General features: G+C 59.3%; 21 protein-coding genes. 10 read left to right on the forward strand and 11 right to left on the reverse strand.

Features of this window, described 5'->3' with window-relative positions:
* Window positions 1-33: 33 nt before the first annotated feature.
* The 5 genes from LOL23_RS19010 to LOL23_RS04825 all read right to left on the reverse strand — a co-directional run bounded on the left by LOL23_RS19010 (window position 34) and on the right by LOL23_RS04825 (window position 4,846).
* Window positions 34-342 (reverse strand): FmdB family zinc ribbon protein, encoded by a 309-nt coding sequence (locus LOL23_RS19010; RefSeq protein ID WP_160977767.1) that lies wholly within the window; start codon window positions 340-342, stop codon window positions 34-36.
* Between the two features lie 503 nt (window positions 343-845).
* Entirely contained in the window at window positions 846-2,117 is a 1,272-nt protein-coding gene (locus LOL23_RS04810) for a putative Na+/H+ antiporter (RefSeq protein WP_160977769.1), read from the reverse strand.
* A 93-nt stretch (window positions 2,118-2,210) separates the two neighbouring features.
* A complete protein-coding gene (gene ubiA, locus LOL23_RS04815; RefSeq protein ID WP_237173323.1) occupies window positions 2,211-3,113 on the reverse strand; it encodes a 4-hydroxybenzoate octaprenyltransferase in 903 nt (300 codons plus the stop codon).
* A 117-nt stretch (window positions 3,114-3,230) separates the two neighbouring features.
* Window positions 3,231-4,430, reverse strand: a complete 1,200-nt coding sequence (locus LOL23_RS04820) for an aminotransferase-like domain-containing protein (protein WP_237173230.1) — start codon at window positions 4,428-4,430, stop codon at window positions 3,231-3,233.
* 98 nt (window positions 4,431-4,528) lie between these two features.
* A complete protein-coding gene (locus LOL23_RS04825; protein WP_202411627.1) occupies window positions 4,529-4,846 on the reverse strand; it encodes a hypothetical protein in 318 nt (105 codons plus the stop codon).
* A gap of 189 nt (window positions 4,847-5,035) precedes the next feature.
* Between LOL23_RS04825 and LOL23_RS04830 the strand changes: the two genes are divergently transcribed.
* The 4 genes from LOL23_RS04830 to LOL23_RS04845 all read left to right on the forward strand — a co-directional run bounded on the left by LOL23_RS04830 (window position 5,036) and on the right by LOL23_RS04845 (window position 10,396).
* The gene (locus LOL23_RS04830) at window positions 5,036-6,106 is read left to right on the forward strand and encodes a PhaM family polyhydroxyalkanoate granule multifunctional regulatory protein (RefSeq protein WP_237173231.1); all 1,071 of its coding nucleotides are present in this window, start codon (window positions 5,036-5,038) and stop codon (window positions 6,104-6,106) included.
* 349 nt (window positions 6,107-6,455) lie between these two features.
* A complete protein-coding gene (gene glmU, locus LOL23_RS04835; RefSeq protein WP_160978584.1) occupies window positions 6,456-7,826 on the forward strand; it encodes a bifunctional UDP-N-acetylglucosamine diphosphorylase/glucosamine-1-phosphate N-acetyltransferase GlmU in 1,371 nt (456 codons plus the stop codon).
* 157 nt (window positions 7,827-7,983) lie between these two features.
* Window positions 7,984-9,336 (forward strand): MFS transporter, encoded by a 1,353-nt coding sequence (locus LOL23_RS04840; protein ID WP_237173324.1) that lies wholly within the window; start codon window positions 7,984-7,986, stop codon window positions 9,334-9,336.
* Between the two features lie 4 nt (window positions 9,337-9,340).
* The gene (locus LOL23_RS04845; RefSeq protein ID WP_160978582.1) at window positions 9,341-10,396 is read left to right on the forward strand and encodes a glycosyltransferase family 4 protein; all 1,056 of its coding nucleotides are present in this window, start codon (window positions 9,341-9,343) and stop codon (window positions 10,394-10,396) included.
* Here the strand turns inward: LOL23_RS04845 and LOL23_RS04850 are convergent.
* Window positions 10,383-10,868 (reverse strand): Lrp/AsnC family transcriptional regulator, encoded by a 486-nt coding sequence (locus LOL23_RS04850; RefSeq protein WP_237173232.1) that lies wholly within the window; start codon window positions 10,866-10,868, stop codon window positions 10,383-10,385. The genes LOL23_RS04845 and LOL23_RS04850 overlap by 14 nt on opposite strands.
* Window positions 10,869-11,018: 150 nt before the next feature.
* Between LOL23_RS04850 and glmS the strand changes: the two genes are divergently transcribed.
* Window positions 11,019-12,851 carry a glutamine--fructose-6-phosphate transaminase (isomerizing) gene (gene glmS / locus LOL23_RS04855; RefSeq protein ID WP_160978578.1) on the forward strand — a complete coding sequence of 611 codons (1,833 nt, stop codon included), beginning with the start codon at window positions 11,019-11,021 and terminating at the stop codon, window positions 12,849-12,851.
* A gap of 13 nt (window positions 12,852-12,864) precedes the next feature.
* Here the strand turns inward: glmS and LOL23_RS04860 are convergent, their stop codons facing one another.
* On the reverse strand, window positions 12,865-14,892 hold the full coding sequence (locus tag LOL23_RS04860) for a TRAP transporter permease (protein WP_160978576.1): 2,028 nt from the start codon (window positions 14,890-14,892) through the stop codon (window positions 12,865-12,867).
* A gap of 72 nt (window positions 14,893-14,964) precedes the next feature.
* Window positions 14,965-15,927, reverse strand: a complete 963-nt coding sequence (locus LOL23_RS04865; RefSeq protein ID WP_160978574.1) for a TAXI family TRAP transporter solute-binding subunit — start codon at window positions 15,925-15,927, stop codon at window positions 14,965-14,967.
* Between the two features lie 481 nt (window positions 15,928-16,408).
* Here LOL23_RS04865 and LOL23_RS04870 point away from each other — a divergent pair, with 481 nt between their 5' ends.
* Entirely contained in the window at window positions 16,409-17,668 is a 1,260-nt protein-coding gene (locus LOL23_RS04870) for a pyridoxal phosphate-dependent aminotransferase (RefSeq protein WP_160978572.1), read from the forward strand.
* A gap of 45 nt (window positions 17,669-17,713) precedes the next feature.
* Here LOL23_RS04870 and LOL23_RS04875 read toward each other — a convergent pair whose 3' ends face one another.
* From LOL23_RS04875 to LOL23_RS04885, 3 genes are all read right to left on the reverse strand, one after another.
* A complete protein-coding gene (locus tag LOL23_RS04875) occupies window positions 17,714-18,130 on the reverse strand; it encodes a DUF411 domain-containing protein (protein ID WP_160978570.1) in 417 nt (138 codons plus the stop codon).
* A gap of 332 nt (window positions 18,131-18,462) precedes the next feature.
* Window positions 18,463-18,666, reverse strand: coding sequence for a hypothetical protein (locus LOL23_RS04880; RefSeq protein ID WP_160978568.1), 204 nt, complete (start codon window positions 18,664-18,666; stop codon window positions 18,463-18,465).
* Window positions 18,667-18,867: 201 nt separating this feature from the next.
* Window positions 18,868-19,647 carry an IclR family transcriptional regulator gene (locus LOL23_RS04885; RefSeq protein WP_160978566.1) on the reverse strand — a complete coding sequence of 260 codons (780 nt, stop codon included), beginning with the start codon at window positions 19,645-19,647 and terminating at the stop codon, window positions 18,868-18,870.
* Window positions 19,648-19,828: 181 nt separating this feature from the next.
* Here LOL23_RS04885 and LOL23_RS04890 point away from each other — a divergent pair, with 181 nt between their 5' ends.
* The 4 genes from LOL23_RS04890 (at window position 19,829) to LOL23_RS04905 (ending at window position 23,657) form a co-directional block, all read left to right on the forward strand.
* Entirely contained in the window at window positions 19,829-21,013 is a 1,185-nt protein-coding gene (locus LOL23_RS04890) for an ABC transporter substrate-binding protein (protein ID WP_202411665.1), read from the forward strand.
* A gap of 115 nt (window positions 21,014-21,128) precedes the next feature.
* Entirely contained in the window at window positions 21,129-22,013 is an 885-nt protein-coding gene (locus tag LOL23_RS04895; RefSeq protein ID WP_160978562.1) for a branched-chain amino acid ABC transporter permease, read from the forward strand.
* Window positions 22,010-22,957 carry a branched-chain amino acid ABC transporter permease gene (locus LOL23_RS04900; RefSeq protein ID WP_160978560.1) on the forward strand — a complete coding sequence of 316 codons (948 nt, stop codon included), beginning with the start codon at window positions 22,010-22,012 and terminating at the stop codon, window positions 22,955-22,957. The genes LOL23_RS04895 and LOL23_RS04900 overlap by 4 nt, the downstream gene beginning before the upstream one ends.
* A complete protein-coding gene (locus tag LOL23_RS04905) occupies window positions 22,941-23,657 on the forward strand; it encodes an ABC transporter ATP-binding protein (protein ID WP_160978558.1) in 717 nt (238 codons plus the stop codon). The genes LOL23_RS04900 and LOL23_RS04905 overlap by 17 nt, the downstream gene beginning before the upstream one ends.
* Window positions 23,658-23,661: the final 4 nt, after the last annotated feature.

Here is a 23,661-nt window from a genome sequence, read left to right on the forward strand (position 1 = left end):
TCTGGGTGGTGTTGGCGTGCGGGCGGCGGGGTGCTAGGCGGTAGTACCGGCGCTGCTGCTTGTGCTGGGGGCGGAGCTGGCTGAAGCATCGCTGGCGGTGCTGCCGGCCGATGCGCCGCCTTCGGTGGCCGACGAGGATGCGCTGGTGCCCTTGCTGCCGTTGTTGCGGAAGTCGGTTACATACCAGCCGGAGCCTTTGAGCTGGAAGCCGGCGGCGGTAACCTGTTTGGCATAAGTGCTTTGCCCGCATTCGGGGCAGACGGTGAGGACGGGGTCAGAGATTTTCTGCAGTACGTCTTGGGCGTGGCCACAGGCGGTGCATTTATAGGCGTAGATAGGCACGGTGGAAATCCCGAAAGATCCAGTAAGGCGCGCCTGTGACCGCCTACCGTGCTGAGAAAAACGGGCGAAACGCGGCTAGGCGCAAAAACATTGATTTTACCGTTTTTGAGGCAGGATCGCATGAACGCAGCAGCAGGACGAGTTTTGTGCCCCCGCAGGTTTCTTTGACCGGTCGCCGGCTTCGGTTTTCTTTCTTGACCCGTCGCTGTCGCCGCGCACGGGTTGGGGACCACTGCGGTGGCCTTTCAGGCTATCCGCGCAGGTGCCCTGAGCCGAGGCGCCCGGCAAACTCGGGCGATCAAGCGTCCCCCGGACACTCGAAAACGCCGCACTCAAACCGTACCGCGCTTGCACCCTCGTCCCAGGGCACCTAGGCGGCACCTACGTTAACCGCCCCGCCCCGCCACGGCGCCCTGGCTAAAGAACCCAGATCGCCGCAAGCACAAAACAAACCGCCCCGCTAAAGAACCCAAAAACCGGGTGGTATTCACGCACAATCCAGATTAAAATGTCTTTGGAATCATGAACATGCCGGCAGCGACCAGCGTGGGGACAATGGCCGCGCCCAGAAGCTTGATGGGAGAGATGGCACCGTCGGGGAACGTGCCCTTGAGGATGGCGAAGCCGGCCGGGTTGGGCGCGTTGGCAATCACCGTGAGGCCGCCGCCCGTGACCGCGCCGGCAACCAACATATAGCGCCAGATCTCATCAGTGCCCTCGACCAACGAACCCAGATAAGTGAGCGCCGCATTGTCAGTGACGGCCGTGAGCGCGGTAGCGCCCCAATACAGCACGATCGGTGACAGCCCGGCAAGCAAATCTTGCAGCCACCATTTTTGCAGGCCGCCGAGCAGCACCAGGCCCGCCAGAAAAAACCCGACCATCAGGCCTTCACGAATCAGCAGCGGGTTCTGGTAGCGGGCGTAAGCATGGGCGTAGCCGATAAAAAGCATCAACAGACCCAGGAAAATGACCGTATGGTGGGCGGCCAGCACAATGCCGACCAGGAATGCCGTATGAATGGCCATAACGATCACCGGCACAGGCGGACGCTCGCGGGTTTCGGGGCGCCGGCCAATTTCGCCGTCAAGCAGGTGCTTGCGGACGATGAGCGTGAGCAGCGCAGCGTTGATGATGACAGCCGCCGCAGCGCGCCAGCCGAAGTGGGAGAACATATAGGCGGTATCCCAGCCGAACGTACTGGCGACCATTAGCACGGGCGGCGCCGCATAGGCGGTGAGCACGCCGCCGATGGATACATTGACGAACAGCACGCCAAGGGTCAGGTACTTGAAGCCGGCCTGGCCGGAGCGGCCGAAGTAGGCATCGCGCAGCAGCAGGGCCGCCAGCGTCATGGCGGCCGGCTCGGTGATGAACGAACCCGCGAGCGGCACGAACGACATCGTGACGAAATACGTGGCCAACTCCTGCCGCACCGGCAGCACGCGCGAGAGCGCGCGCACGCCGATGTTCACCATTTCCAGGATCGGCCGGCTCGCCGCCACAACCATAATGGCAAACACAAATGCCGGTTCCGTGAAGTTGCGCGTGTCGACATACTCGACGGCCGTTCCCAAGCCCGACACCAGCGCCATGCAGGCCAGCATCACACAGGCCCAGACGCCGAACACGGCCTCAACCTCGGAAAGCATATGCCAGAGCCCCGAGTGAGGGCCATTGCGATTCGCCAGCCGGGCGAACACAGGGACGGAGAACGTATGGATAATGGCCAGTGCGAACAGTGCGGTGGCGAGATACTCGATAAACGTCGTCATGTCTGCCTTTTTGTTATGTCAGTGCTTGGATGCGCCACAGCCCCCGTGGATGCGATCGGGATGCCCTGGACGCACGGGTGGCGGCCGCGGCCGTCAAGGCGATGCTGCAAACGGTAACACGGTACCCGCCAGTGCGGCAGCCAGCAGCATGACGCCAACCGCCATATTGGACCGGAACAACATAAAGCTGCGATCTGGGCGAGACAGGCTGAACACACTCATCTGCCAGACGAAGTGGGCCGCGATCGCGCCGATAACCACGAAATAGGGCCAATGCATCCGCATCGCCCAGCCGCCATACGCCCACAGCACAATGGTGGCAATATAGAAGCCGCTGATCCAAACGCGGCCGTTGGTGCCAAAGCGCAGGGCGGTCGAGTGCAGGCCAAGCTTGATGTCGTCGCGGACGTCGACGTAAGCATAGATAGAGTCATAGCCCACCTGCCACAGCACCGCGCCCAGCCACATGGCCACCGCGGCGAGCGGCACCGTATTCTGCGTGTCGGACCATGCCATCAGCATGCCCCAATTGAAGGCAATGCCCAGCACAACCTGCGGCCAGTACGTGAAGCGTTTGCAAAGCGGGTAAATAATAGACAGCGGCACCACCGCAATCGCCAGCCATCGGCTGTATTCATTGATGGCGAACAGCAGCAGCGCGCACACGACCAACTGGCCCAACACAAACCACAGCGCGTTGCGCAGCGTCAGCTGGCCGCTGGTAAGGGGACGAAAGCGCGTACGCTCGACCTGATTGTCGAAATTGCGGTCGAAGATATCGTTGAAACTGCAGCCAATGCCCCGCATGAGCAGCGCGCCCAGCGAAAACACAATCACACGCAGCAGTGTGGGCCAGCCCTCAGCGGCCTGAACCAGTGCGGCCAGGCAGGGTAGCAGCGTGAGCCATGTACCCACCGGGCGGTCGATGCGACACAGGCGGGCGTAGGGCCCCCAAGAGCGAGGCAGCCAGCGCTCGACCCAGTCGTCGGGGCGCATGTCGGAAAGATCCGGCACGCCGGGCGTCTTGGCAAAGTTGGAGTTTTTTGGGGATGCGTCGCGAACCGGAGTCATGGGTGCAGGCAAAACCCGGGGCGTGCGCCCCGGGGTGGGTTATCAGCTTTCCTTGATCAATTGGCCCAGGATGGCGATGCCTTCGCGGATGCGCGCCTCGGATACGGTAACGAAGCTCAGGCGCAGCGTGTTGGCCTGTGGCTCGACACCGGCGAAGAACGGGGCGCCGGGGACGAAGGCAACGTTGCGTTCGATGGCGCGCGACAGCAGCTCGGACGAATCGATGTGCGCCGGGAGCGTCACCCAAATGAACATGCCGCCTTCAGGCCGTGTCCAGGTAACCGTATCGGGGAAGTCGCGGTCCATGGCGTCGAGCATGTAGCCGCACTGGTCTTGGTAAAGCTTGCGCACGACGGGCAGGTGTTCTGCCAACAAGCCGTCCTTGATGGTTTCGTAGACGGCCATCTGCGTCAGCGTGGCGGTATGCAGGTCGGTTGCCTGCTTGATCTGCACCAGCTTGGAGATGATGGGGCGCGGCGCGACGATGTAGCCCAGGCGCAGGCCCGGGGCCAGAACCTTGGAGAAGGTGCCCAGGCGGATCACCGTGGCGCCCACGGCGCGGCCCAGGCCCAGCAGGCCGGGCTGTGGCTCGCCGGCGTAGCGCAACTCGCCATAGGGGTCGTCTTCGATAATGGGCAGTTGCAGCGCCGCGCCGCGTTCGACCAATGCCTTGCGGCGCTCAAGGCTGAGCGTGAGCCCCGTGGGGTTCTGGAAATTGGGCAGCGCATAGATAAAGCGTGCACCAGCGGTGTGTTCGGCCGTGAGGGCTTCGGGGATCATGCCCCCGCCATCAGTAGGCACCGACACGTATTCGGGTTCGAACAGCGAGAACGATTGCAGCGCGCCAAGGTAGCTGGGCGCTTCGACCAACACTTTGCTGCCTGGATCGATGAACAGCTTGCCAAGCATGTCGAGCGCCTGCTGGGAGCCGGACACGATCAACACCTCGCCAGGCGAGATGTTGTCGGCACCGACACGTTTGAGATCCTGGGCGACCCATTCGCGCAGCGGGGCGTATCCTTCGGTGGGGCCATACTGCAGGGCGGATTCGGCCGATGCGGACAGCACGCGGTCGTAGGCTTGCTTGATGGCGTCTACCGGAAAGCCTTTGGGCGAAGGCAGGCCACCCGCAAACGAAATGACTTCAGGGCGTTCGGTGACTTTCAGGATTTCTCGGATGGCCGAACTGGTAAGTTGCTGTGCGCGTTGCGAAAACGTGTAGGGAAGGGTGTAGGAATCCATGATCAAGGCCGAGAGCCGCAAAAGAGCAAGTTGAAACGTGTAGAGTACCGCAAGTCATCGCGACCTGCAGGGAAATGTCGGGGATTTTGGGCGCCAGTTCACGTGATTCGGGTGCTGCTTCGCGTATCGGCGGCGCTGTCGGCGTGTGCCTGGTGTGGCTGCGCCGGTGTGGGTTTGCTGGCGTTGCCTTGGCGCTCGCGGCGCAGGCTGCGCACCAGCCAGGTGAACAGCGTCAGCGAACAGACCAGCCCCAGCGCGAAAATGGCCAGCACGATCCATTGGCCTGTCGTGATTGTCGTCATGCCTTCGTGGGCGTGGAAACGCCAGTAACGTGGAAACACGGGAACCAAATACCCCCGCGCTGACATGCCGAGCTTGGCCTGCGCGGGCAAGGATGCCGCATCTCTATATCTCATGGCCCGCACGGGCGCCTGCTCAGTATGCAGCATCGTTATTATTGTACGGCACGCGTTCAGGGTCGCCCGCCCTTCGCGTGGCGCATGGACGAAGCGCGCGCTTCGGTTTACGCTACTCATGCCGCTTGCCGGCCTTGCGGGCGGCGCCACTGCGCGGGTGGCTCAATATTCCCGTCAGAAGGAACACTCATGACTGCTCCCAACCAGAATCCCTTTGTGCTCCCCGGCCTGGGCCAGGGTGGCGATACCGCCAGCAATCCCTTGCTGGCCAGCATGGAAATGATGCGCCAGGCTTGGCAGGCTATGGCAGGCCTGGGAAGCCGGCTCGAACCAGGGCTGGGCGTACCCATGTCCGTAGAAGACCTCGATCAGCGCATCAGCGACCTGCGCGCGGTCGAGAACTGGCTGCGGCTCAATCTTTCTATGCTCTCCAACACCATACAGGGCCTGGAGGTGCAGCGCGCCACGCTGGCCACCTTCAAATCATTTATGGGGAGCGCTATGTCTGGTGGCGATGCGGGCACACATGCCGGCACCGCCGCAGCCGGTGCGGGGCGCTCGGCAGAGCCGGGCACCGGCGGCACGGCGGAGGCAGGCGCACCGTCGGCCGCCTCAATATGGCCGAACTGGCCCGCAGGCGCGGGTGATGATGTGCCTGCCTGGGCGCCGCCTGCCAATGCGGGGCCGTCGTCGGGCGCTGAAACGCCTGCTGGGGCGCAGTCGGCGGGCACGGCAGCCGGCGCGGGGGCCGCCCAAGGCGCTCCGGGGGCGGCGCCAGCGGGTGCAGGCAGGCCGGCAGCCGGCGCCCAGGCGGGCGACGCATCCGCCATGGCCGGGCTGTCGCCCGCGCTGGCCGAGCAGGCCATGGCCGCCTCCAAAGGCTGGTGGGATATGCTGCACACCCAATTCGATCAGCTCGCCGCCGCTACGGCTGCGACGCTGCAGGGCGCAGAAGCCGCCAAGGCGGGCCCGGGTGGGGCGGCACCGGCAACGCCGAAGGGTAGTGCCGGCAAGGCAGCTGCTGCAACGCAAAAACGTGGCGCTGGTATGAAGGGTTCATCCACGCCAAACGGGGGCGCCGCCAGGACGGCGTCCGCAGGCAGTGCGCCGCCAGAGGCAGCCCCGCAAGCGGGGCCAGCGGCACGCTCACGCAAGCGGGCCGTAACAAAACGCACCGCGAGCAAGGCAACAGCATCGGGCGATGCCGTCGCGCCTGCAGCCACGGCGCGTCGGCGTCCGGTGCGCAAAACGGGGGCATAGCCCAGCCGGGCGCCGGGGCCGGCGAATCGTCTGCCTGCGCCGGGGGCGTTCCCCCTGTTTCCCGGCGGGGCGCTATCTTGGGGAGGATGTTGCCGAGCAGCGGCTGGCCGTTCATGCACCAGCGTAACGGTTCACCCGTCCCGGCCGTTGTCGCCATGGCCTCTGTGCATGGTTCTCCACCGCGTGCGGGGTGATATGCGTGTGCGAGCCGCGTATGGTTGGCCGGCGCTACGCGGTGCGCCGCCCCGAAACAAAACCTTGCGTTTGAAAGGTTCCTGCCCATGCAGGATGCGGCGGACGCTGTGTATCATCTAGGCTGTCTCACACCACTACACGGCCAAATCACTCAATGCTGAACATCGTTATCCTGGCTGCCGGTCTAGGCAAGCGCATGCAATCCGACCTGCCCAAGGTCCTGCACCCACTGGCGGGCAAGCCTATGCTCGCCCATGTGCTGGACAATGCCCGCGAACTGAACCCCGACCGCGTTATTGTGGTGGTTGGCCATGGCGCCGAGCAGGTGCGGCAGGCGTTCGAGGGCCGAGAGGGCGTGGTGTTTGCCCTGCAGCGTCCGCAGCATGGCACGGGCCACGCGGTGCAGCAAGCCGTGCCCAGCCTGCTCCAGGGCGCGGCTGACGACGTCACCCTGGTGCTGTACGGTGACGTGCCACTGGTGCAGCCCGCCACGCTCAAGGCGCTGCTTGCAGCGCGCGAAGGCGGCATGGCTGTACTTACTGAAATACTAAGCGACCCCACAGGATACGGGCGCATTGTGCGCAACGCGCGCGGCGAAGTCGAACGTATTGTCGAACACAAAGATGCCAGCGCCGACGAGCAGCGCATCACCGAGGTCAACACAGGCATCATGGCGGTGCCCACCGCGCAGTTGAAAGACTGGCTCACTCGCATCGACAACAACAACGCGCAGGGCGAATACTACTTGACCGACGTGGTCGCGCTGTCCGTGCGCGATGGCATGCCCGTGCACGCGTCGCATCCCGGCGCATCGTGGGAAACACTGGGCGTCAACAGCCGCATCCAGCAAGCCGAACTCGAGCGCCGCTGGCAGGCCGAGCAGGCCCGCCGCCTGCTCGAGCAGGGCGTCACCATCGCCGATCCGGCCCGGTTCGACCTGCGTGGCAGCCTCACTTGCGGCCGCGACGTCTATATAGATGTTGGCTGTGTCTTCGAGGGCAAGGTCGAATTACACGATGGCGCTCGTGTCGGCCCGCATTGCGTACTGCGCGACGTGGTGGTGGGCAAGGGTACGCAGATCGATGCGTTCAGCCACCTCCAGGAGGCCACCATTGGCACGGATGCGCGGATCGGCCCCTACGCACGCCTGCGCCCGGGCGCCGAAATCGGCAACAGCGCTCATGTTGGCAACTTCGTCGAAATCAAAAAGAGCTCGCTGGGCGAGGGCGCCAAAGCCAACCACCTTGCCTACGTTGGCGATGCCCGGGTGGGCGCGCGCGTCAATATTGGCGCGGGTACCATCACCTGCAATTACGATGGTGCCAATAAATACCTCACCGTTATTGAAGACGACGCCTTCATTGGTTCGGACACCCAGCTCGTCGCGCCCGTCACGGTTGGTCGCGGCGCAACACTCGGTGCGGGCACCACATTGACGAAAGACGCGCCCGCAGGCAAGCTCACGTTATCTAGAGCCTCCCAGAAAACGATCGAAGGCTGGAGTCGCCCGGTCAAAAAAGCCTGAAGTGATCAACACCGAGATCCACGCCGAACAGCCTTCTATTTCTACAGTCACTCGCGGCGGCGCCGGCGCGCAGCCGCATACGACCTTATCGTCGCCCCCTGAGGGCGGCCAGGCGTCTGCCCGGCGCCAGCAGGGTGCGCGGTTATCAGAGCACACCCTGCCCGACGGCTTGCCCAAGCCCCGGCGCTATTGGGCGGCGGCCATGCTGCTGCTGGCCATTGCCATCACAGTGCTTGATGCCACCATGGTCAATGTGGCGCTGCCGGAAATCAGCCGTTCGCTCGGCATCGATCCGGCGCTGGTCGTATGGATCGTCATTGCTTACAGCCTGGTCGTGGTAACCAGCCTGTTGCCACTGTCCGCAGTGGCCGAAAGGGTCGGCTTTCGCCGCATGTTCGTCTGGGGTCTGGTGCTGTACATGCTGTCGTCCGTCACCTCGGCAACGGCTGCCTCGTTCACGTGGCTTGTGTTGTCGCGCATGGCGCAGGGCCTCAGTTCCGCCATGCTCATGTGTCTGTTTGGCGGGCTGGTGCGCAATATCTATCCGCTGCGCGGGCTCGCAAAGGGCATAAGTCTGAATGCCATGACGGTGGGCGTCATGGCGGTGCTGGGCCCTACCCTTGGCGCTTTTATTCTTGCGGCCGCGTCATGGCACTGGATCTTTCTGGTCAACGTCCCCTTATGCATTGCCGCTTTATGGGGTGCGCGCCACCTGCCCGATGTGCCGCGCAACGCGGGCCGGTTCGACTGGTGGGCCTGCCTGCTTAGCGTGCCGGTATTCGGGCTGTCGATTGCCGGCCTCGATATCCTGGTCACGGCGCCGGCTACCGGTATGTTGTGCCTGATGGGCGCCACGCTGGCCGGCTGGCTGCTGGTGCGACGATCGCGGGGCCAGCCGGCTCCATTGATGCCGGTCGACCTGCTCAGCATTACCCCCATTGCCTATGCCGTGGGCGCGTCCGCGTTTTCGTTCGCGGCGCAAATGGCTGCCTTTGTCGCCCTGCCGTTCTACTTCCAGAAAACGCTGCAGTATTCCTACGCCGAAGTCGGCATCCTGCTGGGCGCCTGGTCAGTGGGGGTGGCTGTTATGGCGCCGGTTTCCGCCGCTCTGTCCGAGCGTTATTCGATCGCGTTGCTTTGCGGCATCGGCGCGGGCAGTATGGCGCTGGGGGTAGGTTGGCTGCTGCTGTTCGGACCCGGGGTGGCATTTACTTGGCCCATGGTGGCCATGCTGCTTGGCGGTGTCGGGTTCGGCTTTTTCCAAACGCCCAATAACCGCGCCCTGCTGGGTGGCGCGCCCCGGCATCGCAGCGGTGCTGCCGGCGCCATACAGGCCACCACCCGCGTATTCGGGCAAAGCCTGGGGACGGCGCTGGTCGGTGTCGCTTTCACGGTAGGGCAGGCCGACGGGCTGATGTTGGGCGTGCTGGTTTCAGTAATCTGCGCCCTGGTGGCGATGGCAATCAATATTGCGAGGATGCTCAGCCCTGTTCCTGATCAGGAACTGTAAGGTCATGAAGATTCTGCACCTGAACTTCGAGCGTGGCTGGCGCGGCGGCGAGCGGCAGACATTGCTGTGCCTGCACGAAATGCAGGCTGCGGGCCACGAGGTGGCGCTGCTCGCCCGCGAAGGGGCCGAGCTGGCCACCCAGGCTCGTGCGGCGGGCTTTACCGTGCATGCCTTTGCGGGTGTCGCGGGCGTGGCCTGGTATTTGTTGCGCCACGGGCGGCAGTACCAGATTCTGCATGCACAAACCGCCAATATGGTGAGCTGGCTAGCCCTGCTCAGGCCCTGGCTGGGCACATGCGTGTTTACGCGCCGCACCGCTTTTCCCGTTAAATCCGGGCGCGAGGCGCGCACCGCCTGGAAGTGGCGGCGCGTGGATGCGGTGGTGGCTATCAGCGAAGCAGCCGCCGCCGAGCCACGGCGCCTGGGCCTTGACGTACACGTGATACCCAGTGCCGTGCCGGTGCGTCAGTTGGACCCGGCCCGCGCACGCGCCTTCGCTGCGTCCTTGCCGCTGGAGGGGCGGCGCGTGCTGGCCACCGCCGCTGCACTCACCCGCGAAAAAGACCCCTGCACCTTGCTGCGCGCTGTGCACCGCCTGCGCCAGCAACGCGACGATTTCGTATTCCTGCACCTGGGGGCGGGTGGCGATGCCGAGGCGCAGGCGCGTGCCTTGCATCACGAGCTTGGTCTGCAAGGCAGCTATATTTTTGCTGGCTTTCAGCCCCAGGCCGAAGATCTATACCCACTCATGGATGTATTCGTGCTGTGTTCACGCCACGAGGCGCTGGGCACCAGTGTGCTCGATGCATTTTTATACGGCGTGCCTGTGGTGGCCACCCGTACCGGCGGCTTGGCTGAAACCTTGGATGGCGGGCGCGGGCTGCTGTGCGAGGTGGGCGATGACGCTGGCCTGGCGGCGGCAATCAACCAGGTGCTGGATGATGATCGCCTGCGCGCCGACATCATCGCGCGAGCGCGCGACTACGTGCGACGCGAACACGACCCGGCGGCCATGGCGGCCAAGTATCTTGACCTGTATGCGCGGCTTATACGGGGATAATGGCGCGCGTCTCGAACTTCACGCGGTTGATTGAGAAAAAGCTTCGCACATTACGCACATTGGCTTGCGACGTAAACACCTCATGCGCGAGCGTATGGTAGGCGGGCATATCCGCCACCTGGGCGATCACGATAAAGTCGGGCCCCGGTGATACACGGTAGCACTGCAGCACCTCGCGCACGGGGGCAATCGCAACCTCGAAGGCGTCGTAGGCTTCTGCCGTCTGCACATCCAGTGTGATTTCAATGATGGCCGTTAGGCTGCTGCCTATCCGTGCCGGGTTTACCAGGACTACCTGCTTTTCGATAACGCCTTCTTCTACCAGCCGCCGCACCCGCCGCAGGCAGGTGGGCGCCGAGGCGTGCACCCGTTGCGCCAGCTCCTGGTTCGTCAGGCCACTGTCGGTTTGCATTTGTTCCAGAATGCGTCGATCCAGATCATCCAGAATCGTGAAATTGTCTTTGTTTGACATAATAATTAAAAGCAATCTTTATTATGAAATAAAATTGCGTAGTTATATGATACAGAAATAAAATATCAGATTAATGCAAAATAAGAAATCAAATTTCTTATGATTGCCCGCACAATAGCCCCGTCCTTCATTACTTACGGAGCTGTCTCCATGTGTGGCATTGTTGGCGCCGTTGCGCAACGCGACATCACCCCCATCCTGCTCGAAGGCCTCAAGCGCCTCGAATACCGCGGTTATGACTCCTGCGGCGTGGCCGTACATGCAGATGGCAAGCTTAGCCGCGCGCGCAGCACCGAGCGTGTTGCCGAGTTGCAAGAACAGGTCGCCAAGGATCACATCCAGGGCTACACCGGCATCGCCCATACCCGCTGGGCCACCCACGGCGCACCCGCCACGCATAATGCCCACCCGCACTTCTCGGGCCACGGCAAGGCTGAGGCGCGCATCGCGCTGGTGCACAACGGCATCATCGAAAACCACGACGAACTGCGCGAAGAGCTGCAGGCCGCCGGCTACGAGTTCACCAGCCAGACAGACACCGAAGTCATCGCCCACCTGGTGGACCACCTGTACAGCGGCGACCTGTACGAAGCGGTGCGCCAGGCGGTGCGCCGCCTGGCCGGCGCCTACGCCATTGCTGTCTTCTGCCGTGACGAGCCGCACCGCGTCGTCGGCGCACGCCAGGGCTCGCCCCTGGTCGTGGGCTTGGGCGAAAGCGAAAACTTCCTGGCTTCCGACGCCCTGGCCCTGGCCGGCACCACCGACCAGATCATCTACCTGGAAGACGGCGACATCGTCGACCTGCAGCTGGCGCGCGTGTGGATCACCGACCACGACGGCCGCCGCGTGGAACGCACCGTGCATACTGTGCAGGCACACACCGGTGCGGCCGAGCTCGGCCCCTACCGGCACTACATGCAGAAAGAAATTTTCGAGCAACCGCGCGCTGTTGGCGACACACTGCAAAACATCGAAAGTGTCACGCCCGAGTTGTTTGGCGACGCTGCCTACAAAGTATTCCAGGAAATCGACAACGTACTTATCCTCGCCTGCGGCACGAGCTATTACGCCGGCCTCACCGCTCGCTATTGGATAGAATCCATCGCCAAGCTGCCTGTCAACGTCGAAATCGCCAGCGAATACCGCTACCGCGACAGCGTGCCCAACCCGCGCACTTTGGTCGTCACCATCTCGCAGTCGGGCGAAACCGCTGACACCTTGGCGGCGTTGAAGCACGCGCGCGGTCTGGGTATGCAGCACACCCTCACCATCTGTAACGTCGCCACCAGCGCTATGGTGCGCGAGTGCAAGCTTAATTACATTACCCGCGCCGGCGTTGAGATTGGCGTGGCCTCAACCAAGGCATTCACCACACAGCTGACCGGCCTGTTTCTGCTCACCATGGCCCTGGCCCAAGTCAAAGGCCAATTGGATGACGAACGCGAAGCCGATATGCTCAAGGCCCTGCGCCACCTGCCCGTCGCCATCAGCGCCGTGCTGGCCCTGGAACCCCAGATCATGGCCTGGGCCGATCGCTTCGCCAGCAAAGAAAACGCCCTCTTCCTGGGGCGCGGCATGCACTACCCCATTGCCCTCGAGGGTGCGCTCAAGCTCAAGGAAATCAGCTACATCCACGCCGAAGCCTACCCGGCCGGCGAACTCAAGCACGGCCCGCTGGCCCTGGTAACCGAAGCCATGCCCGTCGTTACCATCGCCCCGCGCGACGAGCTGCTGGAAAAGCTCAAGTCCAACATGCAGGAAGTGCGCGCCCGCGGCGGCGAGCTCTACGTCTTCGCCGACGCCGACACGCGCATCAACAGCAGCGAAGGCATGCACGTGATCCGCATGCCGGAGCACTACGGCAAGCTGTCGCCGATCCTGCACACGATTCCGTTGCAGTTGCTGGCCTATCACACGGCATGCGCGCGAGGTACGGATGTGGACAAGCCGCGGAATCTGGCGAAGAGTGTGACGGTGGAGTGAGGAGGTGCATAGCTTACGCAGGCGCTGCAGCCGAGCGCCGCCGCCAATGCAATACCAAGCCAATCAGGATCAGCGCAAAACCCGTCGCATTCGCGATAGACCCCGGATAGACCAGCGCAAATCCAGCCACGATCATCAGCAGACGCTCCAGCTTGGTGCTGCGCTGCAGCAGCCAGCCCTGAAACCCCACCGCCAGCGCGAAGATGCCAACTGCCGCTGTTGCAGTTACCTGCAGGATTTCCAGCCAGTTCGCTGCCGCCAGTGCCTTGGTGGACCCCATCAGCAACAGGCTTTGTCCGCTGGGGTCGAGCACAAAGATGAAGGGCACCAGGAAGGCGGGGATGGTGTATTTCCAGCATTGCATGGTGGTCTTGTAGGGATCGCCGCCGGTGATGGCTGAGGCTGCAAAGGGCGATAAGGCGGTGGGGGGCGACACCTCCGACAGCACGGCGTAATAAAAAATGAACATGTGGGCCGCAAAATCCGGCACGCCCAGTTTGATGAGCGCGGGAGCGGTGATAACAGCGCAAATGATGTACGACGCGGTGACCGGCACGGCCAAGCCGATGATCCAAACCACCAACGCGGTATAGATGGCTGTCAATAGCAGCGAGCCGCCGGCGTAGTCGATGACGATGCCGCTGAATTTCAGACCCAGCCCGGTCAGTGTTACAACGCCCACGATGATGCCTGCACCGGCGCAGGTGGCGCCCACGCTCAACATGCCGACCGATCCCGCTCGCAGCGCCTGGATTAGCGGCGATTGGAAGAAGGTTTCTGACATGCTTCCCTTGCCTCGGAAGAAGTCATACGAAATCATGGCGGTATCCGATCGCAGAAAACTGGTCACGCCTGAAACGATGGTGGCCCAGAACACCGACATCACCGGCGAAAAGCCCCACATCATGAAGCCGACGATGGAGATAAGCGACAGGAAATGAAACCAGTAGCGCCGAGTCAGGTTCCAGACGGTATCGGCTTTCTTGAAGACAATGGTGCCCATGCCGTACTTGCCGACATCGATTTGCACCATCAGAAAGAGTGCAAGGTAGAACAGCAGGGTCGGGATGACCGCCATGAGCAGCACATCAAGATACGAGATCTTCAGGAACTCGGCGATGATGAAGGCAGCGGCTCCCATGACGGGGGGCGAAATGATGGCGCCCAACCCGCCGGCCGCCAGCAGTCCGCCCGCCGCGTTGCGTTCGTAGCCGACCTTGGCCAGCATGGGCCAGGCCACGGTGCCCAGGGTAACTGTGGTGGCGACGCCCGAGCCAGATGGGCCGCCCAGCAGGAAAGAGGCCAGCACGACAGTGCGCCCGGCGCCTGCGGGCTTGCCGCCCATGGCAGAAAACGAAAAATCGATATAGAACTTGCCCGCGCCCGAAAACTGCAGAAAAGCGCCGAAGAGCGTGAACAGAATGATCAGCGATGAGGAGACGTCGACGGCCACGCCGTAAATGCCCTCGAGCGTCATGTACATGAAGCCGACGACGCGCCCGATGTCGTAGCCCTTGTGGGTCCAGGGTTGTGGCAGATAGGCCCCCAGGAATGCATACAAGAGGAAGCAGATCGATATGGCGGGAAGTATCCAGCCTATCGTGCGGCGCATGGCTTCAAGCACAAGCAGGATCAGCGCTGTGCCGAAAAAGATGTCCCAGGCATTGGGCAGCGTATTGCGATCGGTAAACTCATCGCCACCTGCGATCAGGTACACGACGATGGCAATGGCCATGAGCGCCACCAGCCAGTCCCACCACATGATGCGGTGGCGGAAGCGCTTGCTGACGGGGAACAATAAAAAAGACAAGAACAGCACGAAGCCAACATGCACCGGGCGCAGCGTCTGGGTGGGCACGATGGCGTAGGCCGCATACATATGAAACAGCGACATGATGACGGCGGCGGCCGAAAGGGATACACCCAGCCATCCGCCGATGCGGTTCGCCGCGCCTTCTTCCTCTTCGATGTACTGTTCCGCCTTGTGCAAGGCTTCTTCGCTGATTATGGTGTCCGCATCCGATTCGATCCGTTCGCTCATGCTTGGGGGCCTCGTTAAATCAGCCAAAAGAAAACCCCAACCGTGCGCGGGTTGGGGCCGTGGGCAGGGCGTTTAGTCGAGTTTGACGCCGCGTTCGGTGAAATACTTGATGGCGCCAGGATGGAATGGAACGGGCGTTGCGGATGTCTTCTGGTTTTCGAGCTTGAACTCTGCCGTATCCTTGTGAACGGCAATCAAGTCGTCGCGGCTTTCGAAGATTGTTTTAACGATGTTGTAGGCGGTCTGGTCGCTCATTTTCTCGCTGGCGACCAGTATGTTCATGACCGTGGCCTGCTTGTTGTCAGCGTCCATGCCACGATAAGTGGATTTGGGTATGGTGTCGGCGACATAAAGATTTCCGTATTTCTTGTTCATGGCAGGAACCAGGTCGGCGTGGTCCAGCATTTTGATCTTGGTTCCCGGTGTGTTGGCCAGGTCGGTGACGGCGGCTGTGGGCAGGCCGCCCACCCAGAAGAAGGCATCGATCTTGTTATCTTTTACGCCATTGACCGACTCGGCCACGCTGAGCCGTTCACGTTTGACGTCCTTGTCTTTGTCCAGGCCTGCGGCCTCCAGCACGCGAAAGGCCATCACTTCGGTCGCACTGCCTGGCGAACCGGTAGAGATATGCTTGCCTTTCAGGTCTGCCATGGTATTGATATCGCGCCCGTCGACCGTGACCACATGCATGCGGTTGGGATACAGGATCATCAGTGTGCGCAGCGGCACTTTATGACCTTTGAATTTGTTTTCTCCTTTGTAGGCGTCCTGGCTCGCATCGGCCATGGCCAGCCCGATGTACGAGGTGTCGCCGTCGATCAGCTTGAGATTATCGACCGAGCCGCCGGTGACTTCGGCTGTGGCTTGCATGCCGGGGACTTTCTTGGACAATACCGAGGCAATGCCACCGCCGATCGGATAGTAGACGCCGCCGGTGCCGCCGGTCGCAATGGAGATGTTCTCTGCCATCGAGGGCTGTAAGGCCGCCAGCGAAAAACACAACATAAAGGCGAACTGCTTTACTGAGGTCTTCATACTGTCTCCTGGAGCGCTGCGGTTGATGTTGCGTTGTGTTGCGCAACAATTCTTCTACGAGTTATTCGAGCAATCCGATGCAAACTGGAGTGAGGCGTTTTTGTGTGTAACCCGTAGGGTTTGCCGCGTCAATTAGCGTTTGTATGGTGCCGGGCCGTGGGCGGCGAAGTGGGCGCCGTATGGTGGCAAATACAAAAGTAAATCTGGGCATAATGACTTTGCGTCTGATACTGGCGTTTATCATTGTGTTTCCCCCCGCACCTGCTCGATCTGGTATTTCGCCAATACGGTGGGGCGCGCTCCACATGTAATATGCGAGGCCACACGCCGTTTTCGTTTCGGCTAATATTTGTTTTCTTAACCGCTAGCGCTAGAGGGCGGCATGAGGCTGCTCATCGGGAGTTACAGGAAGAGCTCTTGCCGTGTGCCTTCGTCCTAACTTACGCTATCGTATGTCGCCTTATTCCACCGCACACCATTCATGAAAGCCATAAACAAGTCGGGCAAGCTGGCTCACGTTCTCTATGACATCCGGGGTCCCATCATGGATCGCGCCAAACAGATGGAAGATGAGGGCCAGCAGCTTATCAAGCTGAACATCGGCAACCTTGCCGTGTTCGGTTTCGATGCGCCGGAAGAGATCCAGCAGGACATGATCCGCAATCTGCCCAACTCGGCAGGCTATTCGGACAGCAAGGGCATCTTTGCGGCACGCAAGGCAGTCATGCATTACACACAGGCGCAGGGCATCCAGGGCGTTACGCTCGAAGACATCTATTTGGGCAATGGTGCATCGGATTTGATCGCGATGGCGACCAACGCACTGCTCGACGACGGCGATGAGCTGCTGCTGCCGGCGCCCGACTACCCCCTGTGGACGGCGGTTGCAAGCTTGTCGGGCGGCACGCCCGTGCACTACCTTTGCGACGAAGCCAACGGCTGGATCCCTGACCTGGACGATATCCGCGCGAAGATCACGCCGCGCACGAAAGGCATCGTGGTCATCAACCCCAACAACCCCACCGGCGTGCTCTATCCCGATCATGTGCTTCAAGAAATCATCGCGATTGCACGTGAGCACGGGCTGGTCATTCTGGCGGATGAGGTCTACGACAAAGTGCTGTACGACGGCGTTCAGCACACGGCAATGGCCAGCCTGTCCACCGATGTGCTCACGCTTACCTTCAACTCGCTGTCCAAGAGCTACCGTGCCTGCGGCTACCGGGCGGGCTGGATGGTGGTCTCAGGCGACAAGCGCGTCGCCCGCGACTATATCGAAGGCCTGAACATGCTGGCCAACATGAAGTTGTGCGCGAATGTGCCTGGGCAGTGGGCGATCCAGACCGCGCTGGGTGGCTACCAAAGCATCAACGACCTCGTGCGCGAGGGTGGCCGCCTGCGGGAGCAGCGTGATTTGGCCTACGACTTGATCACCGCCATTCCGGGCGTCACCTGCGTCAAGCCCCAGGCCGCGCTCTATATGTTTCCCCGGCTCGACCCTGATGTCTATCCTATCGAAGACGACCGCCAGTTCTTTCTGCAACTGCTTGAAGCGACGCGCGTAATGCTGGTGCAGGGCACAGGGTTCAATTGGCACCGTCCCGATCACTTCCGCATCGTGTTTTTGCCGCACGGGCCTGATTTGCGCGAAGCCATTGGCCGCATCGCCAAGTTCCTTGAAGAGTATCGGCTGAAGCAGCGCAGGAAAGCGCCACTGGCAGTTGCTGAAAACGAACAGTAAAAGTAGTTGAGGCGCCGCGTTTCATCTGCGCCTCTCGGGGCAGGCTTAGTCCCTGGAAAATGGCTTGCCTGTGAAGTCGACCGTAACCAGATTACCGTCTAGTTGGCCCATGCCTGGTGCATTCAGGGGCATGCCAGGCGCCGCCACCCCTTTCACCGATGAGTCGGCCAGCAGCTTGTTGACAACACTGGCCGGTACATGCCCTTCTATGATTTGGCCGGTAGCCTGAACCACACCGGTATGGCACGAACCAAGCTGCGATGGCACGCCGAGTTTCTGCTTCACCGAAGCCATGTCCGCAGTCTTGATTGCGGTGACGTTAAAACCAGCGTCACGCATATGCTCGACCCAGCCGTGACAACAGCCGCAGTTAGGGTCTTGGTATACGGTGATGGCGGTGCCCGACGCATACGAGAAGGATGATGCGGCCATCAACGCAGCAGAAGCCAGCCATAATTTCATGGAAACGCGCTCCAGAGAGGATGTAAATGTCGAAGTGTTCATAGTAGCGCGAAGACTGCGTGCGAGCAGTTTAGTTCTGTCGCTGCAAGGTTATGTCCAACCCCAATTCCAGCTCTGACGGCCCAGTCGGCGCATAGTACAAACATTCTAAACCGTTAGGGGGAATCGGGCTCACGGCGGGGAAATGGAAAATCGAACAAAGGCACGGAAAGTTCACCCATGTCGCAACGATTGATGACACGCTGGGTAGCTATTACGGCGTTAGCGCCAATATTGGTGCGAAGAAGGCCGGATCAGCGCAAGCCTTGTCAAAAGGAAAGGTGTCGCTCGTACTAACGGGGAAAGGCAAAGGATTTGACCTTGGCGTGGCTGTCAGCAGTTTTACGCTCAGCAAGAAAAGTGCGGCGCAGTAAATATCCAGAAAAAGCGTCGCCCTGCGCATTACCCGTGCGCTGTCGTTTCAAGAGCGCTGCTATCACATGAATGAAGGCTATTCCGTGCTTCTTGCACTCGAATTGCGGCGCATGAGCGAACATACACACGCGTCGGGTCTATACTGCCCAAACGCCCGTAGAGGCGGGCCATGATCAGCGCTCATATTCATTGGTGCGGCAGATCCTCGGCGATTTTTACCCCGAAAGACAGATCAAGAACCTGGCCAGGCCGGAGCGGCTGAATATGACGCGCCTTGTGTTTGGCTAAGGCGTTGGGCCGATCCGCCGCAATGAAACAACCGCCTAGCTCAACTGTCGGGTGATATGCGTTGCAAGATCCATGAGGCGTGGGACCAGTTCGTCTTGTAGAAAACGTTGGGTAATGATGAATGACGGCCCGCTGATCGATATAACGATCAGGTCAGTTCCGCCTTTCCAGTAGATGGGTGTTGCCGCTGCATTGACGTCCGAATTCCATTCGCCAAGGGAAAGGCAATGGCCTTCCGTTTCGAATCGCAGGAATTCTCGTTTTAACGCTGCCTGGTCCCGCGCATCGGCCTCCGGGTCGCTCTTCTGCCGTAGCGCCGAAAGTAGATATTCGCGCTCTTTATCAGGCAAGGCTGCAAGAAATGCCCTGCCTATCGAGGTGGTGACGATGGGCATCCGCACGCCACGCCGCATCTTTAATGTCATCGTGGTGTCGCTCGAGCAGGCTTCGAGATAAAGCATCGAAAGGCGATCTCGCGTGGCAAGCGAAATAAGGGCGCCGGTCGCATCCGCAAGCGCCTGCATATGGGGTCGAGCGATATCAGCCACGCGCAGGTTTGCCAATGCCGAGTACCCCAAGGCCAAAACTGACGGTCCTACGAAGTACTGCCTGTTCTTGGCGTCATGTCTCAGGTAGCCTAACTCCACCAGCGTTTTCGTCAGGCGAGAGACTGTTGACTTTGGCAACCCGGTGTGCATCGCCAGCTCACTGTTTGACAGACTGGGTTCGCGTGCCGAAAAGCATCTGAGGATCTCCAGCCCACGGGCCAGCGCGACGACGTTGGATGGGGAGAATACCGAATTTTGTTCCGTCATACGGAATTAGTTCCTTATTATGACCGACGAATGGAACGAAATTATAGATATACTACAAGCGCAAAAGCTATCCATTACATGAATAATTAACCAGTTTTTGAAGGGGGCTAGGGAAATAAATAATCAGCCAACTCAATGGCATCATGCCAAAGATTGTTTTTTATAGATAATGGGGACAAAAGTGAGTATTCAAAAGAAGTTTCTGAAAGCAGGTGTATTGGTTGCAATATGTGCAACGGCATTTTCCATGCCAGCGGCTGCGCAGGTAAAAATAGGTGTCATTAATAGCCTTTCAGGCAATTTTGCTGCGTTTGGCCAGCGATACAATACAGGCATGCAGGTAGCGTTGGAGGAAATCAACGCAAACGGTGGTATCAATGGAAAGAAGCTTGAATTAATCGTGCAGGATGATCGATCCGAAGCACAAAGCGCATTGGCGGCAGTAGAATCGCTGAATAAGCAAAATGTGCCGCTGATCATTGGCTCGTATGCATCCGGCATTACTGGCCCGGTATCGAAGCTGTCTACACGTCAGAAAATCCCGTTGATTGTGCTGGGTAGTGCCGATGATTCAATCACAAAGCCTGGCTCGGATTGGGTGTTTCGTGCCAAGCACAACTCTACGATCGTTGCGAACGTTTATTTTGATTATTTCGATAACCTGCGTAAAAACAATCCCGATCTGAAGAAGATTGCCGTTATGTATGGTAACGGCGCATGGCCTACATCCGTCAGCGAAGAGGGTATCCGCCAGGCAGAGAAACGTGGCTACAAAGTAGTTGGCAAGCAAGCATACGATCAAGGGACCACGGATTTCAGGCCCATCCTGAACAAGTTTCGCGCCGAGAGCCCCGATATTTTGCTGACGAGTTCTTACGCCGATGATGGCATTGCCATCGCCCGACAGATCAAGGAAGTAGGCCTTGATGCAAAAGTAGTGGCGATCGATACGGCCTCGTCAATGATCAGCTTTATCGAGCAAGTCGGCAAGCAATCGGAGAATATCGTTTCCGCGGTAAGCTGGAGCCCCGACGTCAAGTACGAAGGCACACCTGCGTTGTATAAGCGTTTGAAAGAAAAGGCGAAAGAGGAGCCGTCTTTCTATGAGGCTGAAGGATACCTGGCTTTAACCGTCGCCGCGGATGCACTGCGTAGGGCAAAATCCGAAGATCGCCAGAAGGTTCGAGACGCGCTCGCAAGCACCAACCTGAAGACCCCGGTCACCGATGTCAAGTTCGAAAACTATGACGGCTTCAAGGGACAAAATCCCATCAAGAGCGTGATCATTCAGATCCAGGATGGCAAGCACGTCACCGTTTATCCTGAAAACCTTGCATCTCAAAAGGCAAGGTTTTCCAGCCAGTAAAAATAAAAACTAAGCTCCGCATGCTGGCTTGCGCTGGCATGCGGCATCAGATCTACTGGCTGGCTTTTCGTCGCACTCATTTGTCCGGCTCATTCAGAACAGCCAAAGGACTTTCATGATCGATTATGTTTCTTTTTTTCAGAATCTCTCGAACGGGCTTCTGATCGGGGCTGTCTACGCGTTGATCGGCGTGGGGCTCACATTGGTTTTCGGTGTCATGCGAACCATTAATTTTGCCCACGGCGATTTTGTGGTGCTTGGCATGTACTTTGCCGTGGTGTTTAACGGAGTATTCGGTTGGGATCCGTATCTCAGCTTGGTTTTTGCAATTCCTCTTGGATTCCTGGTTGGCGCGCTTATACAAAGAGTTGTATTGGCACGGGTAATCGATGCAAAACCCGAAACGATGATGCTGGCAACACTGGGGATTTCCTTGGTGATCGGAAATTTCTTGTTGCTCGTCTTTGGTGGCGAGCCTAAGTCGGTGAATGTCGCTTATGCATCCAGCACACTGTCAGTGGGTGAAGTCAGGGTCTCCGTCGTGCTTCTGTTCGCTGGTTTGGCCACGCTTGCCGTTATTCTGGCACTGTACCTTCTATTGAACAGAACGGAAGTGGGGAGAGCCATCAAAGCGACGGCTGAAAATCGTCTAGGTGCAGAGCTCGTTGGGATTGATACTAAAAGAATTCAGGCCATCGTTTTCGGACTTGGAATGTCGTTGGCTGTTACCGCAGGGGTTTCTCTGATCCCGCTGCTGTTCGCATCACCTGTCACGACCGGAGCATTATTCACCCTGAAGGCCTTTGTCGTAACCGTACTGGGAGGTCTGGGGAATATTGGGGCGGCAATTATTGGAGGCCTGCTTCTGGGCGTTGTTGAGGTTATAGGCGCATCCTACCTGGATTCCGCTTACCGAGATGCATATGGGCTTTTGGTATTTATTATCGTGCTGTTGATCAAGCCGGAAGGCCTGTTTGGTAAATCGGTGAAGAGAGTATGAACAAAAATATACTGTTTCTTGCTGGGCTGGTTGTCCTTGCCGCCCTATATCCGATCACATCGTCAGCGTACATTACCGTTGGGATTTCGGTGCTGCTTTTCACGGGTTGGGCTGCTTCCTGGAATCTGTTGGGCGGTTGGGCAGGTCAGCTTAGCCTCGGCCACGCCAGTTTCGTAGGATTGGGGGCATACATCGTCGCGATCGGGGCTTCGCAATTTGGTTTGGCGCCTTGGTGGTCGATCTTGATCGCCCTAGCTGCCTCGGCGGTTATGGCCTACATATGGGGGAAACTGACATTCGGTTTGCGCGGCCCTTATTTTAGTCTGTCCACAATAGCGATTGCAGAAATCCTCAGGCTTGCTGCCATCAATGAAGGATGGCTCACTGGCGGTGCGTCGGGTGTTTTTATCGATACCTTACCCGAACCGTATGGGATTGATTTGTTTGACAAGACTACCCAGTATTACCTGGCTTTGATTTATGCAGCGATCACGATAGCCATCACGATATTTATATCAACGCGAAGATTTGGCTATCAGTTAAAAGCAGTGAGAGATAATGAAGAGGCCGCCATGGCGGCTGGGATAAATCCCAGCGCAGTGAAGCTGAAAGCCTTTGTTTTGTCGGGGATGTTGACGGCGTTGGGCGGTGGGGTCTATGGGATATTTCTCTCGTTCATAGAGCCTCATATCATATTCAATCTACTGTTTTCTATTCAAATTGCATTGACAGTGATTATTGGTGGGCGCGGAACCATCTGGGGGCCGGCGGTAGGGGCCGCCATACTGGTGATATCTGGTGAAGTTTTCAGAACTGTGTTTGCGCAAGCGAATATGCTGGTTTATGGAGTGCTGATATTGGTAGTTATCCTTGCGCTGCCACGCGGCATTGTCGGGGAGTATGCACATAAGCTAATCAGGAGAAAGTATGCCAACCGTGCTTAAGGCTGACAGTATAAAAGTTCAGTATGGCGGGTTGGTCGCCGTGAATAATGTATCTCTTTCGCTGGATCAAGGGCGCATACTCGGTTTGATTGGCCCTAATGGTGCTGGAAAGTCGACATTGTTTAACGCCATAACTGGGTTCGCGCCTATCAGCTCGGGCACGATCACGTTTCTTGATCAAGATGTCACGCGACTACCGGCGTACGTACGAACCAGAAACGGTATGGGGAGGACTTTTCAAACGGAGCGGCCCTATGAAGACCTGACTGTTCTGGAAAACGTTCTGGTGGCTGCTTTTTTGAAGAACCCCAAGCGCCAAGACGCAGAACGGGTGGCATTGTCTTCACTGGAAAAGGTTGGTTTGCTGGACAGGGCGAATCAGTTGTCGTCCGACCTGAATTTGGCGAGATTACGGCGACTGGAGCTGGCCAAAGCGTTAGCCCTCGAACCCCGGGTCTTGTTTCTGGACGAAATCATGGCAGGGCTAAACCCGCCGGCGCTGAAGGAGATGATTCAGTTTCTCCGCACGCTCACGGGGACGGGTATCTCAATCGTAATGGTCGAGCACATCATGGAGGCAATCATTCAACTTGCTGACCATGTCATTGTCCTCGCAAGTGGCAACAAGATCGCGGAAGGGACAGCCACTGATGTTATTAACGATGAAAGAGTTGTCGAGGCTTATCTGGGGACGGACTGACTCA

Origin of the sequence: Paracandidimonas lactea (assembly GCF_021653995.1) — a bacterium.
GTDB lineage: Bacteria > Pseudomonadota > Gammaproteobacteria > Burkholderiales > Burkholderiaceae_B > Allopusillimonas > Allopusillimonas lactea.

Bases quoted from the DNA above. Each gene is read 5' to 3' on its own strand.
- LOL23_RS04810 (WP_160977769.1), bottom strand. From the start codon at position 2,117: ATGACGACGTTTATCGAGTATCTCGCCACCGCACTGTTCGCACTGGCC.
- ubiA (WP_237173323.1), bottom strand. From the start codon at position 3,113: ATGCGCCCCGACGACTGGGTCGAGCGCTGGCTGCCTCGCTCTTGGGGG.
- LOL23_RS04820 (WP_237173230.1), bottom strand. From the start codon at position 4,430: ATGGATTCCTACACCCTTCCCTACACGTTTTCGCAACGCGCACAGCAA.
- LOL23_RS04825 (WP_202411627.1), bottom strand. From the start codon at position 4,846: ATGAGATATAGAGATGCGGCATCCTTGCCCGCGCAGGCCAAGCTCGGC.
- LOL23_RS04830 (WP_237173231.1), top strand. From the start codon at position 5,036: ATGACTGCTCCCAACCAGAATCCCTTTGTGCTCCCCGGCCTGGGCCAG.
- glmU (WP_160978584.1), top strand. From the start codon at position 6,456: ATGCTGAACATCGTTATCCTGGCTGCCGGTCTAGGCAAGCGCATGCAA.
- LOL23_RS04845 (WP_160978582.1), top strand. From the start codon at position 9,341: ATGAAGATTCTGCACCTGAACTTCGAGCGTGGCTGGCGCGGCGGCGAG.
- LOL23_RS04850 (WP_237173232.1), bottom strand. From the start codon at position 10,868: ATGTCAAACAAAGACAATTTCACGATTCTGGATGATCTGGATCGACGC.
- glmS (WP_160978578.1), top strand. From the start codon at position 11,019: ATGTGTGGCATTGTTGGCGCCGTTGCGCAACGCGACATCACCCCCATC.
- LOL23_RS04860 (WP_160978576.1), bottom strand. From the start codon at position 14,892: ATGAGCGAACGGATCGAATCGGATGCGGACACCATAATCAGCGAAGAA.
- LOL23_RS04865 (WP_160978574.1), bottom strand. From the start codon at position 15,927: ATGAAGACCTCAGTAAAGCAGTTCGCCTTTATGTTGTGTTTTTCGCTG.
- LOL23_RS04870 (WP_160978572.1), top strand. From the start codon at position 16,409: ATGAAAGCCATAAACAAGTCGGGCAAGCTGGCTCACGTTCTCTATGAC.
- LOL23_RS04875 (WP_160978570.1), bottom strand. From the start codon at position 18,130: ATGAAATTATGGCTGGCTTCTGCTGCGTTGATGGCCGCATCATCCTTC.
- LOL23_RS04880 (WP_160978568.1), bottom strand. From the start codon at position 18,666: ATGTTCGCTCATGCGCCGCAATTCGAGTGCAAGAAGCACGGAATAGCC.
- LOL23_RS04885 (WP_160978566.1), bottom strand. From the start codon at position 19,647: ATGACGGAACAAAATTCGGTATTCTCCCCATCCAACGTCGTCGCGCTG.
- LOL23_RS04895 (WP_160978562.1), top strand. From the start codon at position 21,129: ATGATCGATTATGTTTCTTTTTTTCAGAATCTCTCGAACGGGCTTCTG.
- LOL23_RS04900 (WP_160978560.1), top strand. From the start codon at position 22,010: ATGAACAAAAATATACTGTTTCTTGCTGGGCTGGTTGTCCTTGCCGCC.
- LOL23_RS04905 (WP_160978558.1), top strand. From the start codon at position 22,941: ATGCCAACCGTGCTTAAGGCTGACAGTATAAAAGTTCAGTATGGCGGG.